The organism is Paraburkholderia sp. J63 (assembly GCF_905220245.1).
GTDB lineage: Bacteria > Pseudomonadota > Gammaproteobacteria > Burkholderiales > Burkholderiaceae > Paraburkholderia.
On record NZ_CAJMZF010000047.1, the window covers coordinates 19,647 to 35,345 of the forward strand.

General features: G+C 65.9%; 7 protein-coding genes. 4 read left to right on the forward strand and 3 right to left on the reverse strand.

Going from position 1 to position 15,699, the window contains the following annotated elements; genetic code table 11:
• Window position 1: 1 nt before the first annotated feature.
• On the forward strand, window positions 2-9,457 hold the full coding sequence (locus tag U5775_RS32780; RefSeq protein ID WP_322062284.1) for a YDG domain-containing protein: 9,456 nt from the start codon (window positions 2-4) through the stop codon (window positions 9,455-9,457).
• 71 nt (window positions 9,458-9,528) lie between these two features.
• On the forward strand, window positions 9,529-11,235 hold the full coding sequence (locus U5775_RS32785) for a ShlB/FhaC/HecB family hemolysin secretion/activation protein (protein WP_322062285.1): 1,707 nt from the start codon (window positions 9,529-9,531) through the stop codon (window positions 11,233-11,235).
• A 69-nt stretch (window positions 11,236-11,304) separates the two neighbouring features.
• Here U5775_RS32785 and U5775_RS32790 read toward each other — a convergent pair whose 3' ends face one another.
• The 3 genes from U5775_RS32790 to U5775_RS32800 form a co-directional block, all read right to left on the reverse strand.
• Entirely contained in the window at window positions 11,305-11,829 is a 525-nt protein-coding gene (locus U5775_RS32790; RefSeq protein WP_322062286.1) for a hypothetical protein, read from the reverse strand.
• A 107-nt stretch (window positions 11,830-11,936) separates the two neighbouring features.
• A complete protein-coding gene (locus U5775_RS32795) occupies window positions 11,937-12,437 on the reverse strand; it encodes a hypothetical protein (protein ID WP_322062287.1) in 501 nt (166 codons plus the stop codon).
• A 4-nt stretch (window positions 12,438-12,441) separates the two neighbouring features.
• Complete coding sequence (locus U5775_RS32800; protein ID WP_322062288.1) at window positions 12,442-13,215, reverse strand: DUF2092 domain-containing protein; 774 nt, start codon at window positions 13,213-13,215, stop codon at window positions 12,442-12,444.
• A gap of 304 nt (window positions 13,216-13,519) precedes the next feature.
• On the opposite strand from U5775_RS32800, the gene U5775_RS32805 reads away from it, so the two are divergent.
• Window positions 13,520-13,891, forward strand: a complete 372-nt coding sequence (locus U5775_RS32805) for a response regulator (RefSeq protein WP_322062289.1) — start codon at window positions 13,520-13,522, stop codon at window positions 13,889-13,891.
• 41 nt (window positions 13,892-13,932) lie between these two features.
• Window positions 13,933-15,630 (forward strand): arylsulfatase, encoded by a 1,698-nt coding sequence (locus tag U5775_RS32810; RefSeq protein WP_322062290.1) that lies wholly within the window; start codon window positions 13,933-13,935, stop codon window positions 15,628-15,630.
• The last annotated feature ends 69 nt before the right edge of the window (window positions 15,631-15,699 follow it).

Below are 15,699 nucleotides of genomic sequence, written 5' to 3' on the forward strand. Positions count from 1 at the left end.
CATGGTGGCGTGGCTGCTCGCGGGCGTGCCCGTGCTGTTGATCGCCCCGGCCTATGGCGCGGGCGGACCCAGCGGCGGCCAGATCGTGTCGGGTGTCGGCTCGATCAGCCAGTCGGCTGCGCTCACCACGATCCAGCAGCGCAGCCCCACGCTCCAGCTCAACTGGCAGAGCTTCAACGTCGGCGCCGGACAGACGGTCGATTTCGTTCAGCCGGGGCGCAACGCGCTTGCGGTCAACCGCATCTTCGGCAGCACGCCGAGTGCGATCATGGGCCGGCTGAACGCCAATGGCCAGGTCTGGCTCATCAATCCCAACGGCGTGCTGTTCGGGCCGTCCGCGCGCGTGAACGTGGGCGGCATCGTGGCCTCCACGCTCGACGTGGATCCGAACAGCCTTGGCAGCAGTACGCGCCGCTTCAGCGGCAACGGGCAGGGCAGCGTCGTCAACCAGGGCACGATTACGGCGGCCGAGGGCGGCTACGTCGCCTTGCTGGGCAATCGCGTCTCCAACCAGGGCGTCGTCAGCGCGCGCCTGGGCACGATCGCGCTCGCGGGCGGGAGCGCGGCCACGCTTACGTTCGACGGCGCGCGGCTCGTCCATATCCAGGTCGATGCGAGCACGCTCGACAACCTGGCCGAGAACCGCCAGTTGCTGGTGGCCGATGGCGGCCAGGTCATCATGACTGCGGGCGCGAAAGATGCGCTGCTCGCGAGCGCCGTGAACAACACGGGCAAGATTCGCGCGCAGACCGTCGAGGACCACGAGGGCAAGATCGTGTTGCTGGGCGGCATGGAGGGGGGCCAGGTCAACGTGGGCGGCACGCTCGACGCGAGCGCGCCCAACGGCGGCAACGGCGGCTCGATCGAAACGTCGGCGGCGCTGTTCAGCATCGCGCCGGACACGCACATCACGGCGGCGGCGCCCCTCGGGCGCGCCGGCACCTGGCTCGTGGACCCGACCGACCTGACCATCGACGCCAATGCGGCCACGCAGATTTCGAACACGCTGAACGGCGGCACCAACGTGGTCGAGCAGACCACGGCATCGGGCGCGACGGGCGCGGGCGTGCAGACGCCGGGCAATGGCGACATCACCGTGGCCTCGCCCATCAGCTGGACCAACTCGGCTGCGAGCCTGACGCTAGAGGCGTACAACGCGATCAACGTGAACGCGGCCGTGAGCGGCGCGGGCGCCGTGACCATGCAGGCGGGCACGGGCAATCTCACGATCGCGGCGGGCGCTTCGGTGATCGGCGGCGCGGGCGTCACGCTGGCCACGAACGCCAATTTTGTGAACAACGCGGGCAGCTCGGCCGTGAGCACCGGGACCTCGGCGCCCTGGCTGATCTATTCCACGGATCCGCGCCGCGACACCACGGGCGGCCTCACGCCCGCGTTCATCCAGTACGACGCGCCCTATGGGACCGCGGCAGCGGTCTCGGGAAACGGCTTGCTCTATAGCGTCGCGCCCACGATCACCGTGACGGGGCTCACGGGCAGCGTGAGCAAGGTCTACGACGGCACGACCACGGCGGACCTGACCGGCGCCCAGATCCAGACCTCGGGCCTCATCAACGGCGACGTGGTGGTCCGCGCGCAGGGCACCTATGCCACGGCCAACGCGGGCTCGGACATCACGGTGAACTCGCCCACCTCGTTCGCGGGGGCGCTCCTCACCAATGCGGCCGGCATTCCGGTCTACGGCTACAAGGGCACGGGCTCGGCCTCGGCCGATATCGGCACGATCACGCCCGCGCCGCTCTCAGCCAGCATCGTCAACGACCCGACCAAGGTCTACGACGGCACGACCTCGGCGTCGCTCGCGGCCAGCAACTACAGCTTCACGGGTTTCGTGGCCGGGCAGGGCATGAGCGTGAACCAGGCCAGTTCGGTCTCCTACGCGAGTGCGAACGCGGGCACGGGCATCCCCGTCAACGCGACCTTCACGTCGACCAATTTCGTCGCGAACAGCGGCACGAACCTCGCGAACTACACGCTGCCGACCTCGGCGGCCGGCACCGGCACGATCACGCGCGCGCAGTTGCTGATCAGCGGGCTCATTGCCACCAACAAGGTCTACGACGGCACGCGCGCCGACACGCTCAACGTGGGCGGCGCGTCGCTGTTCGGCGTGATCAGCGCGGACAGCGGGCAGGTCGCGCTGGACACGAGCGGCGCGACCGGCACCTTCGCCACCCCCAACGCGGGCAACGGCATTGCGGTGGCGGCCACGGGCTTCGCGCTGACCGGCGCGAAGGCCGACAACTACCAGGTCTCGCCGCCGCTCTATCTCTCGGCCAACATCACGCCGAAGCCCGTGACGATCACGGGCGTGAGCGCCAACGACAAGGTCTACGACGCCACCACGACGGCGACGCTCAACCTCAGCAACGCCACGGTCAACGGCCTCATCGCCTCCGACAGCGGCAACGCCTCGCTTTCGACGAGCGGCGTCACCGGCACCTTCAGCCAGTCCAACGTGGGCAACAACCTGGCGGTCTCGGTCAATGGCTTCACGCTTGGCGGATCGGCGGCCGGCAACTACACCGTAACGGGCATCACGGGCCTTACCGCGAACATCACGCCGGCGCCGCTCACGATCACCTTCCTCGGCTCGCCGACCAAGGTCTACGACGGTACCGTCGGCGTCACGCTGAACCAGTCGAATTACACGATCTCGGGTTTCGTGGGCGCAGAGAGCGCGACGATCGGACAGGTCACCGGGAGTTACGACACGCCGCACGCGGGGACGGGCAAGACCGTCACCGCGACGCTCAAGCCCTCGGATTTCGTGCCGGCTACCGGCACGTCGATGTCGAACTACACGTTTTCCGGCTCCGTGACGAGCACGTCCGGCATCATCACGCCGCAGCCGGTACAGGTCAGCATCGTCAACAACCCGACCAAGACCTACGACGGCAACGACGTCGCCACGCTCGGCGCCGGCAACTATCAGGTGAACGGCGCGATTCCGGGCGAGTCCATCACCCTGAATCCGTATCCGGCATCGGGCACCTATGCGTCATCCAACGTCGGCTACTGGGTGGTGACCGCGAGCCTGCCGGCGGGCGACTTCCAGGCGGGCCCGAACACGCTGCTGTCCGACTATCTCCTGCCCACCACGGCGACGGGCATGGGCACGATCGTGAAGCGGCAGATCAACCCCGGCACCTTGACGGCGGACATCACAAACAACCCGTCGAAGACCTACGACGGCAACAACATTGCCACGATTCCCGCCAGCGATTTCACGTTCAGCGGATTCGTCCCCGGCCAGGGCGCGACGGTGAACCATACGATCACCGGCAGCTACGCGACGAAGGACGTCGGGAACCAGCCGGTGACGGCGAGCCTCGCGCAGTCCGACCTCACGCCCACGGCGGGCACCGACCTGAACAACTACTCTTTCCCGGTCGCGGCTTCCGGGATGGGTTCGATTCTTCCGGCCGTGATCACGGTCACCATCCTCAACAACCCGACCAAGGTGTACAACGGCGATTCGGTCGCGCGGGTCACCAGCGGCGATTTGCAGGTCAATGGCCTCGTTGCCGGCGAGAGCATGACGGTCAATCCGACCACGCAGTTCAACTATGCGCTGGCGCATGCGGGGAACTGGACGATCAGCGGTCTGCTCGTGCCGGGCAACTACACGGCCGGCAGCGGCACGCTGCTCGGCAACTACCAGCTTGCGACTTCGGCGTCGGGCCCCGGCACGATCACGCCGGCGCCGCTCTACGTGCTCAACGCGTACGCGACCAGCAAGGTCTACGACACGACCACCGCCGACACGCTCGATGTCAGCCAGGCTACGCTCTCGGGCGTGATCGGCAACGACAACGTCACGCTCAACACGTCCACGACGGGCACGTTCGCCACGCCCAACGTCGGCAACAACATCGCCGTGACAGCCAGCGGCTTCAGCATCTCGGGCACCGCGGCGAGCAACTACACGCTGCAGCCGCTCACGGGGCTCACCGCGAACATCACGCCCGCACAGCTGATCGTCAACGGCGCCGTGGCGAACAACAAGGTCTACGACAGCACCACGGCCGCCACGATCGGCACTGCCAACGCGTCGCTTTCGGGCGTGCTCGGCAACGACCAGGTCACGCTCTCCTCGGGCGCCGCCAACGGCCAGTTCATCACGGCGAACGTGGGCACGAACCTGGAAGTCACCGCGAACGGCTTCACGCTGGGCGGCGCGCAGGCGGGCAACTATACGGTGCAGCAGCCGCAGAACCTGCTGGCCGATATCACGCCGGCGCCGCTCACGGTCAGCATCACGGGCAACCCCGTCAAGCAGTACGACGGCACGAAGTCGGTGGCGCTGGGCGCGTCGGACTTCACGATCACGGGCTTCGTGGGCAACCAGAGCGCCACGGTCACGCAGACCGCGTCGAGCGGCTATTTCTCGCCGAACGTGGGCACGAACATCGGCATCGGCGCGACGCTCGAGCCGTCGGACTACACGGCGGCGCTCGGCACGAACCTCTCGAACTACAGTCTGCCGACCGCGGCCACGGGACCGCTCGGCCAGATCACGGCGAAGGTCATCAACCTCACGGGCACGCGCGTCTACGACGCCACCACCAACGCGGGCGCGAACCTGTTCGCGCCGGCCGGCTCGATCGCGGGCGTGAACGGCGAGACGCTCACGCTCACCGGCACCGGCACGCTGAACACGAAGAACGTGGGCAAGCAGATTCCGTTCGCGGATCTGGGCACGCTCGCGCTCGGCGACGGCACCGGCCTCGCGGGCAACTACACGCTCGTGGGCGGCGTGGACTGGGTGACCATCACGCCGGCGCTGCTCACGGTGCTCAACACGACCGCCGACGACAAGGTCTACGACGGCAACCGCAACGCGGCGCTGCACAACGCGCTGCTCAGCGGCGTGCTGGGCAGCGACAGCGTCACGCTCGGCAACGACACCACGGGGCTGTTCGACACCAAGAACGTTGGCACCAACAAGCCGGTTTCGACGAGCATGACGATTTCCGGCACCGACGCCGGCAACTACACGCTCGTTCAGCCGTCCGGCATCACCGCGAGCATCACACCGCTGGGCGCGACGATCACGGCCACCGGCATCGACAAGCAGTACGACGGCACGACCACGGCGCAGGTCGGCCTGAGCAGCACGGCCGTGGTGGCGGGCGATCAGGTGACGTTCAGCGATCAGACGGCCAACTTCTCGCAGGCGGAGGTGGGCACCAATCTCGGCGTGCACGTGACCGGCATTACCGCGAGCGGCGCCGATGCGGCCAATTACACCTTCAGCAACACGATAGCGGACACCACGGCCAACATCCTGCAGCGCGTGCTGAACCTGCAGGGCACACGCGTCTACGACGCGACCGCAGGCGCCGAAGCGACCCTGTTCGGCGCGGGCGGCGTGCTGCAGGGGCAGAACGGCGAGACGCTCACCCTCAGCGGCACCGGCACGCTCACGGACAAGAACGTGGGCAGCCAGAAGGCGTTCGCGGCGAACGGGCTCGATGGCTATACGCTGACCGGCGACGGCTCGGCCAAGGCGAGCAACTACACGCTCGCGGGCGGAAGCGACTGGGTCACGATCACGCCCGCGACCCTGACCGTGGCGAACACGGTTGCGCAGAACAAGACCTATGACGGCAATACCAACGCCGCGCTGTCCGGCGCCACGCTGATGGGCGTGATTGGTTCGGATAACGTGATATTGGGCGACGATACCCTGGGCCAGTTCAACGACAAGAACGTGGGCAACGCCAAGCCGGTCACGACGAGCATGACGACCTCGGGCACTGACGCAGGCAACTACGTTCTCGTGCAGCCCACGGGACTCACCGCCAACATCACGCCGCTCGGCGTCACGGTGGAGGCCACCGCGAGCAACAAGGTCTACGACGGCAACACGACGGCAACCGTACAGCTCGGCAGCGCCGGCGTCGTGAATGGCGACGAGGTGACCTTTAGCGACCAGTCGGCCAATTTCGGCACGAAGGACGTCGGCACGGGCAAGCTGGTGACGGTGCTGGGCATCACCGAGGCAGGCGCCGACGTGGGCAACTACACGTTCTCGAACACCATCGCGACGACCACGGCCGACATTACGCCCTACGTGCTGAACCTGCAGGGCACGCGCGTTTACGACGCGACCACCGGCGCCGCCGCGACCCTGTTCGGCAACGGCGGCCAGCTCACGGGCGTGGCCGGCGAGACGCTCACGCTCAGCGGCACGGGCACGCTCGCGAGCAAGAACGTGAACCCGCAGCAGCAGTTCGCCGCGAATGGCCTCGCGGGCTATACGCTCACGGGCAATGGCACCGCATCGGCCGGCAACTACACGCTCACGGGCGGCACGGACTGGGTCACTATCACGCCCGCGCCGCTCACGGTCGCCGGCACCACGGTCGACACCAAGGTCTACGACGGCAACGCCAACGCCACGCTGAGCGGCGCGACGCTGTCCGGCGTGCTGGGCAGCGACAGCGTCACGCTCGGCAACGACACCACGGGCCAGTTCGACAACAAGAACGCGGGCACCGGCAAGGCCGTGACGGCGGACACCATGAGCATCAGCGGCGCCGATGCGAGCAACTACACGTTGGCCCAGCCCACCGGCCTCACGGGCACGATCACGCAGCGGCCCATCACGGTCGACGCGACGGCGCAGGACAAGACCTACGACACCACCACGACCGCCACGGCGGGTGTCAGCAGCACCGGCGTGCTGGCGGCCGACACGGTGAGCTTCGGCTTCACCGGCGCGAACTTCGACACGCCGGACGTGGGCACGGGCAAGACCGTCACGGTGAGCAACATCACCGCGACCGGCGCGGACGCGGGCAATTACGCGTACAACAGCAGCGCGACGACCACGGCGAACATCACGGCGTACATCCTGAACCTCACCGGCACGCGCGTGTACGACGCGAATACCGACGCCGCGGCGAGCCTGTTCGGCAACAACGGCGTGCTCACGGGCGCGGGCAACGAAACGCTGCAGCTCTCCGGCACGGGCACGCTCGCGAGCAAGAACGTGAATGCGCAGCAGCCGTTCGCGACCAGCCCGGGCGGCCTCGCGGGCTTCACGCTCACGGGCCTGAACGGCGCGAAGGCCAGCAACTACACGTTCGTGGGCGGCACCGACTACGTGAACATCACGCCGCTGGCGATCACGGTGGGCGCCACCGCGCAGGACAAGACCTATGACGGCAACGCCAACGCCACGCTGTCGGCATTCGGCAGCACGGGCGTGCTGTCGGGCGACGCGGTGAACTTCAGCTACGCCAGCGCGAATTTCGATAACCCGAACGCCGGCAACGGCAAGCCGGTGACCGTGGACGGCATTAGCGCGAGCGGGGCGGACGCGGGCAACTACACGTTCAACACGACCGCGACGACCACAGCGAGCATCCTGCCTTACGTGCTGAACCTGCAGGGCACGCGCGTCTACGACGGCACCGCGATTGCCGATGCGGGCCTGTTCGGCATCAACGGCCTGCTCACGGGCGCGAACGGCGAACACCTGCAACTCGGCGGCAGCGGCACGCTCGTAAGCAAGAACGTGAACCCGCAGCAGGCGTTCGTGACGCCGGGCGGCCTCGCGGGCTTCACGCTCACGGGCCTGAACGGCGCACAGGCCAGCAATTACACGCTGGGCACGGGCGTGGCCGACTGGGTGAGCATCACGCCGAAGGCGCTGACGATCACGGCCACGGGCCAGAACAAGGTCTACGACAGCACGACGGCCGCGACGCTCAGCAACTTCACCGTGAACGGCCTCGTGGCCGGCGACGACGCGCACGTCTATTACAGCTCGCCGAATTTCGTCTCGCCCAACGTCGGCACGAACATTCCCATCACGGTCAACCTGTTCGCCGACGGCGCCGACATCGGCAACTATTCGTTCGGCAGCAAGGTGGTAACGACGAGCGCGGACATTACCAAAGCACTCCTGACGATCACGGCCAACGCGAACAACAAGGTCTACGACGCCACGACCACGGCCACGCTCAACGGCGGCCTGAACGTGAGCGGCCTCATGGGCAGCGACACCGCCACCTTCACCGCGGGCAGCGCGAACTTCGTCACGGCGAACGTGGGCAACGGCATTGAGGTGGACGTGACGGGCATCACCGGCAGCGGCCTCGACAACTACACGTTCAACACCGCGGCCACGACGTTCGCCGACATTACGCCATACGTCCTGAACCTCACGGGTAGCCGCGTCTACGACGGCACGAACCGGGCCGACGCGAACCTCTTCGGCAACGGCGGCCAGCTCACGGGCGTGGCCGGCCAGACGCTGATGCTCTCCGGCTCCGCCAATCTGCTGGACCGCGACGCCGGAACGCAGAAGCCGTTCGCGCCGGGCGCGCTCGATGGCTTCAAGCTGACCGGCAACGGCTCGACGCTTGCGAGCAACTACACGCTGCTCGGCAGCGTCGACTGGGTGACCATCACGCCGCTCGCCATCACGGTGACGGCGACGGGGACTGACAAGGTTTATGACGGCACGCGAGCGGCCGCGGTCAGCCTGGGAAGCAGCGGCATCCTCGCCGGCGACAACGTGAGCTTCAGCGCGGGGTCTTCCGGCTTCGCCACGCCGAACGCCGGCACTGGCATTCCCATTCTGGTCACGGGCATCACGGGCAACGGTGCGGACGCTGGCAACTACACGTTCAATACGGTGGCGGGTACATCGGCCAACATCGCGCCGGTCGTCCTGAGCCTCACGGGCAGCCGCGTCTATGACGCGACCCCGGGCGCGGCCGCGAGCCTGTTCGGCACGAACGGCGTGCTCCAGGGCGTGAACGGCGAGACGCTCACGCTCTCGGGCAGCGGGACGCTCGCGACGAAGAACGTCGGCAACCAGATCGGCTTCGCGGCGGGCGGACTGGGCGGCTACACGCTGAGCGGCAACGGCGCGGCGCTCGCCGGGAACTACACGCTGGCGGGCGGCGTGGACTGGGTCACGGTCACGCCCGCGCCGCTCGCGGTGGTGGGCACGCTAACGAGCAACAAGGTCTATGACGGCAACGCGTCCGACCCGCTCTCGGGGGCGATGCTGGCCGGCGTGCTGGGCGCGGACAGCGTGACGCTCGGCAACGACACCGTGGGCTATTTCAACAATCCGTCCGTCGGCTTCGGCAAGCCGGTGCATACGGCGATGACGATCGACGGCGCCGACGCAGGCAACTATGTGCTCACGCAACCATCGGACCTGAGCGCCGACATCATCGCGCCGGTTCCCCCAGTGCCGCTGGGCACGCTGACGAGCGTCCAGGCGCCGCTTGGACCCGACGACGTGACGACGCCCTATGGCACCGCCGCGGACACCGCGCAGGGCAACTACGCCGGCAACCAGAAACAGGAGGACCACCCGAACGAGCGCAATGTGGCGCGCTCGGACTTCCATCCCGGACTGGCGCTCACGGTGCTCAACGGAGGCGTGCGCCTGCCCGCGAACTGAGGCCTCCGGTGGAGGACACGAACCACGCAGCACAACGCACGCGCGGCAGCGCGGCCACGACCTTACCTACCATGATCGAGACTCGCTCGAAGCGCCTGCGCAAGACACGAATCTGCCTCGCTATCACGCTCGCCACCGCGGCGCTGGCGGCGCACGCACAAGTCCGGGGCACGGCGCCCGTCAATAGCGGCAGCGGCCAGTTGCTTCAGCAGGTGCCGCAGCCGACGTTGCAGCCGCCGTCCTCCGACCTCGGTCTTACGATCCAGCAGCCGAAGGAAGCGCCGGCCGACAACACGAAGACCTTCCCGGTCCGCCAGATCGAGATCACGGGCAACACCGAGCTGCCCACCGACATGCTGCATGCGGTGGTGGCGCCGAGCGAGGGCAAGAATCTCACGCTCGCCGACCTGAACGCGCTGGCCGACCGCATCAGCGACCTGTATCACCAGCACGGCTATCCGCTCGCCACGGCCTATGTGCCCGCGCAGACGATCGATAGCGGCGTCGTGCGCATCGACGTGGCCGAAGCGCGTTACGGCGCCGTGTCGCTGAACAACCAGAGCCAGGTATCGGGCCGCGTGCTGGACAAGACGCTCGCCGCATTGCAGTCGGGGCAGCCGGTCAGCGAATTCGAGCTCGAGCGCACGCTGCTGCTGATGCAGGACATTCCCGGCGCGCTCGTGAGCTCGACGCTGCGCCCGGGGCAGCAGGTGGGCACGTCCGATCTGCTCGTCGACGTGACGCCGCAGCAGCGCGTCACCGGCGACGCGGGCGTGGACAACTTCGGCGACCCCTATAGCGGGCGCGTGCGCGGCAGCGGCAGCGTCTATATCAACGGGCTGTTCAACCAGGGCGATCTGCTCGACTTCAGCGGCCTGACCTCGGGCGGCGGCATGAACTACGGGCGCATGGATTACCGGTATCTGCTCAATGGTCAGGGCACGACGCTCGGGGCCACGGTGTCGGCGCTCGACTATCGGCTCGGCAACGATCTTTCCGACCTCGATTCGCATGGCTCGGCGTTCACCACCGGCGTGGTGCTGGCGCATCCGCTGATCCGCAATACGGCGGGCAACCTCTACGGGCAGCTCGAATACGACTTCCGCCGGCTCAACGACAACATCGATATCATCGGACTGCAAAACGATCGTCATACCAACAGCCTGACCAGTACGCTCGCGGGCGACGAGCTCGATGCGAAGGGCGTCTCCAATGCGCGCCTTGCCATGACCTGGGGCGTGCTCTCCGCGAACAACTGGCAGACCGACATCATCGACCAGCTCGGCGCGGATACGGCGGGCCATTACGTCAAGCTGTCGCTGTCGCTCTCGCGGCTCCAGCAGCTCACGAACCGGGACGCGCTTTACTTCGGCTTCTCGGGGCAGACCGCGAGCAAGAACCTGGACACCTCGGAGCAGTTCTACCTGGGCGGCCCCGATAGCGTGCGGGGCTATGACGTGGGCGTGCTGTCCGGTTCGCGGGGCTATCTGGCGACCTTCGAATACCGGCACGACGCGGCGTTCCAGAATATCCCGGGCATCTTCCAGTTTTCCGCATTCGTCGATACGGGCTGGGTGCAGCAATACAAGGAGGCGTTCGTGCCGGGGCCCAACACGGGGCAGTTGAGCAGCGCCGGTTTTGGCGTGCAGTGGAACGGGCCGTACAAGCTGCTGGTCACTGCGAGCGTGGCGTTCCCGTTCGGACGGACGCCGGAGATTCTCAGCGCGAATGCCAATACGTCGGTGCACTGCTGGCTGCAGTTGCGCAAGGCGTTCTAGGCTGGGGAAAGAGAACGCGCCGCGAGACGGCGGCGCGTAATGGCGAGGAGCGTACTTGTCTGAAACGTGCTACGGGCGCGGGCGGTCCGAAGACCTGGGCAGCGGCCCGAAAAACATCGCCTTGAGGCGGCCTTTCCCGAGTGCGCGTGCGAGTTCCGCAATCACGCAATAGTTGAAGATTAGCGTCAGCAGCAGGATCTGCACGGCCCAGAAGCGCGGCCAGCTGATCTGGGTGAGCAGCGTGTGATTCGCGGCGACCAGCGTGTGCGCTTCCTTCCAGTAGTCGTAGAGCCGCTCGAGATAATGGATCACGAGCGCGACCAGCGTATACATCAGCGTTTTCCAGGCGACGTTCCAGACCAGCGGCTTGTCGGGAAAGCGGTTGATGAAGGGCAGCATGTCCGCGAGCAGCACGGATTTGCCGAGGATCAGCGACGCGAGCAGTACCGATGCTGACGTGGGCAGCGAGATGCCGGTCTCCCTCACCATCAGCGAGCGGATCAGCGCGACGATATGCAGGATGACGAAGAAAAAGATCGTCGGAGGCAGCACCTTCTTGAATTCTTCCTTGGCCTTTTCCGTGAACTTGCTCATGGTGCTCTCCGGTCGTCGGCGAGATTCGCAACTACGCCGCTTCGCAGGCGAGCGCCCGCGAAGCGGCGTTCACCCGCGCACCGTGCGCGGGCGGCAAGGGCAGGATATCAGTAAGGCGCGTTGACCACGACGTACTGCGCCCCCTGCGGTTGGTACCAGGTGCTGCCGCATTGCTGGTAGACCATGCCGCCGTAATTGACCGGCACGCAGTTCGACGGCACTGAGCGGACGATGGAGCCCACCACCGCGGACGTCACGCTGACCGCGGCCGTGACGGCGGCGGCCGTGGCAACGGGGTGATAGTCGTCGTCCCAGCCGCCATGACGGTCGACGTTTGCATTCACGTTGACGTTGCGGTTCACGTTGACGTTGTTCACGCTCGTGTTGCGCACGTTGCGCGTGCGGGCGTCGGCGTTGACGTTATTCATCGCGGGCCGGTTGGCGCGTGCGCCGCCACCGCCGCCGCCGGCCGGGCGCTCCCGGGCGACGTGGCCGCCACCGCCGCCGCGCCCGACGGCGTTCGCGAGCGGCGGTACGGAAAGAGCGACGCAGGCAGCGAATACGGTGACGACAAGACGGGCGGGAATGTGCCTGTTGATGTTCTTCATGGGCCTACCCCTTGTTGGCAACGGGAACGATCTCGATCTTCTTCGCACCCGCCGGCGGCCGGAACGTGAATTCGGAGCCCTTGAAGTTGGCGTGCACCGACCAGTCGAGAATCGAAACGGACTGCGGACGCGCATCGTCGTCGCGCCGCGTGATCACGATCTTGCGTGGCAGCGGATTGGCACCGGTGCTGATCCAGATCTGCCAGTCGATCGCCTTCTGGCGGAATGCGTAGTGATCGCATAAAACGGAGCCGATATAGTCCTGGCCCGCGAACATCGCCGATTCGAACTGATCGGTCGGCGCCTCGGGCGTGCCCCACACGAACAGATCGGAGAGCGGGAAATCCACGCCGTAGTAATCGCGCAGCTTGTCGATCAACGCGCCGATCGTGCCGTCGAACTGGACCGTCGAATAGTACTTGTGCGCCGGCGTATAGAGCGTGACGTTCTTGCCGTTAAAGACGATCTCGCGCTCGCTGCGCGCGCTCGACAGAACGGCGTGAATCTTGTTGGGGCGATCGACGTCGAGCTCGGCCGTCGCGGTGTGCTGCAACTTCTGGCCGTCTTCGAGCACGCGCTCTCCGGTGAGCTCGGTCGAGACGCTAAAGCGCTTGAGCGACTGGAGATAGGTGCCCATCTTCTGCAGCGCCGCGACCGCGGCGGGATCGACGGGATTGGCGACGCCACTCGCCGCAACCGGCGCCGATGCCTGCGCGAAAACCTGCGGTGTGACCAGCGCCGCGGCCAGCATGAGCATGCATGAAACCCTTCTTTTCATCGTGTTCTCCATGCGTGTGAACGAGTGGCGCTGCCCGCGCGAAAGCGTCGTCGTAGCACGCGCGTAGCAGTAGGGGCAGCGCACTTGCAGTGCCTAATGTACTGGCCGCTTTCGGGAAAGGAAAGGTTTCTGCCCGATATTGCCCGAAGGGGAAATGAGGCTGCCCCGAGTCCCTATGGAACGAATGGGGTTTCTGAGCGACGCTGAGGGTTCTTGCCCGAAGGTGAAAGCGAATTTCCCCGACTCCCTATGGCGTTGCGCATGCATCTGTTCAAAACTCGTCAAACAGCCAGGTGGGCAGCGCATGGACGAGGAGCGGCAATTGATCGTGATAGTGGAAGACGATTCCGGTCTGCGGCGCGCCGTCGAGCGACTGCTCCGGTTATCGGGCTTTCGCACGCGTTCGTTTCATAGCGCGGAGGACGCCAATGTTTTCGAACTCGCGTCCACTGCGCGCTGCCTCGTCATCGACGTGCAATTGCCGGGCATTTCCGGGCCGGCGTTCTACGGAACCTTGCATGTGCCGCGTCCGCCCGCCGTATTCATGACGGCCTACGAAGGCGGGTGCATGCGCCGCACCATCGAAAGTACCGGAGCGCATACGGTGCTGATCAAGCCTTTTCTCGGCGAAGCGCTGATCGACGAGATTCTGAAGGCAACGGGCGCTCCACGTTGAATCCAGTCCAGCTTTAAATCGAGCGACACAAGGGGAAACATATGCAATCCGGCAAGAATCCTGAATCACGCTTGGGGCGGTTTGCCAAGCCTATCAAGCGGGCGCCTTTCGTCCTCGCCGCAGCGGGGCTGCTCGCGCTGGCGATGAACGGCCACGCACAGAAAGAAGCGCAGCAGAACGCGCACCCGAACATCGTGCTGATCGTGGCCGACGACGTGGGCTGGGGCGATCTCGGCGTCTATGGCGGCGGCGAAGGGCGCGGCATTCCCACGCCCAATCTCGACCGCATGGCCGACGAGGGGATCACCTTCTTCGACTTCTACGGCCAGCCTAGCTGTACGCCGGGGCGCGCCGCCATTCAGACGGGCCGCAACCCGAACCGCAGCGGCATGACCACGGTGTCGTTCCAGGGGCAGGGCGGAGGCTTGCCGCATGCCGAATGGACGCTCGCCTCCGTGCTCAAGCAGGCGAAGTACAACACCTACTTCACGGGCAAATGGCACCTGGGTGAAGCGGACTACGCACTGCCCAACGCCCAGGGCTACGACGACATGAAATATGTCGGCCTCTATCACTTGAATGCTTATACGTACGCCGATCCAAAATGGTTCCCGGACATGGACGAGCAGACCCGGGCGATGTTCGCCAAGGTCACGAGAGGCATGCTCTCGGGCAAGGCCGGGGAAAAGCCGCATGAGGACTTCAAGGTCAATGGCGAGTACGTGGATACCCCGGACAAGGGGGTCGTGGGCATACCGTTTCTGGACCGCTACATCGAGAAAGCCTCGCTCGACGACATCGACGATGCCGCGAAGAAGGGCCAGCCTTTCTTCGTGAGCATCAACTTCATGAAGGTCCACCAGCCCAACCTGCCGGCTCCGGAGTACATCGGCAAGTCGATGGCGAAGACCAAATATGCGGATTCGCTGGTCGAGCTCGATGCGCGCGTGGGTCACGTGCTCGACAAGCTGCGCCAGAAGGGCCTCGACAAGAACACGCTCGTGATCTTCACGACCGACAACGGCGCATGGCAGGACGTGTATCCCGATGCGGGCTATACGCCGTTCCGCGGCACCAAGGGCACCGACCGCGAAGGCGGCGCGCGCGTGCCCTGCATTGCATGGTGGCCGGGCAAGATCAAGCCTCACCAGCGTAATTACGATATCCTGGGCGGCCTCGATTTCATGGCGACCTTCGCGAAGCTCGCCGGCATTGACCTGCCCAAGAACGATCGCGAGGGCAAGCCGATCATCTTCGACAGCTACGACATGACGCCGGTATTGTTCGGCACCGGCAAGAGCAAGCGCAACGAGTGGTTCTATTTCACCGAGAACGAACTCACGCCGGGCGCCGTGCGTGTCGGTCGCTTCAAGGCGGAATTCAACCTGCGCGGCGATGGCGGCGAAGCGACCGGCGGCCTCGCGGTCGATTCGAACCTCGGCTGGAAGGGACCGGAGAGCTACGTCGCGACCGTGCCGCAGGTCTTCGACCTCTGGCAGGATCCGCAGGAGCGCTACGATATCTACATGAACAACTTCACGGAGCACACCTGGACCATCCCGGCGTTCGCGGGCGCGATCAAGGACCTGATGAAGACCTACGTGCAGTATCCGCCGCGCAAGGCGCAAAGCGAGGCGTATTCGGGGCCGATCACGCTTTCGCAATACGAGCGCTTCCAGTACGTGCGCGATCAGCTCAGCAAGAACGGCTTTAATATTCCCATGCCGAGCGGAAACTGATGGACTGAGCTTTAATCAATCGCTCGATCGTTGCGGATAACTGACGATGTCGCCCAGGCGGCGCGCGGC

Excerpts from the sequence above, each read along its gene's own strand:
- U5775_RS32800 (WP_322062288.1), bottom strand. The coding sequence starts at position 13,215 with ATGAAAAGAAGGGTTTCATGCATGCTCATGCTGGCCGCGGCGCTGGTC.
- U5775_RS32805 (WP_322062289.1), top strand. The coding sequence starts at position 13,520 with ATGGACGAGGAGCGGCAATTGATCGTGATAGTGGAAGACGATTCCGGT.
- U5775_RS32785 (WP_322062285.1), top strand. The coding sequence starts at position 9,529 with ATGATCGAGACTCGCTCGAAGCGCCTGCGCAAGACACGAATCTGCCTC.
- U5775_RS32810 (WP_322062290.1), top strand. The coding sequence starts at position 13,933 with ATGCAATCCGGCAAGAATCCTGAATCACGCTTGGGGCGGTTTGCCAAG.
- U5775_RS32780 (WP_322062284.1), top strand. The coding sequence starts at position 2 with ATGGTGGCGTGGCTGCTCGCGGGCGTGCCCGTGCTGTTGATCGCCCCG.
- U5775_RS32790 (WP_322062286.1), bottom strand. The coding sequence starts at position 11,829 with ATGAGCAAGTTCACGGAAAAGGCCAAGGAAGAATTCAAGAAGGTGCTG.
- U5775_RS32795 (WP_322062287.1), bottom strand. The coding sequence starts at position 12,437 with ATGAAGAACATCAACAGGCACATTCCCGCCCGTCTTGTCGTCACCGTA.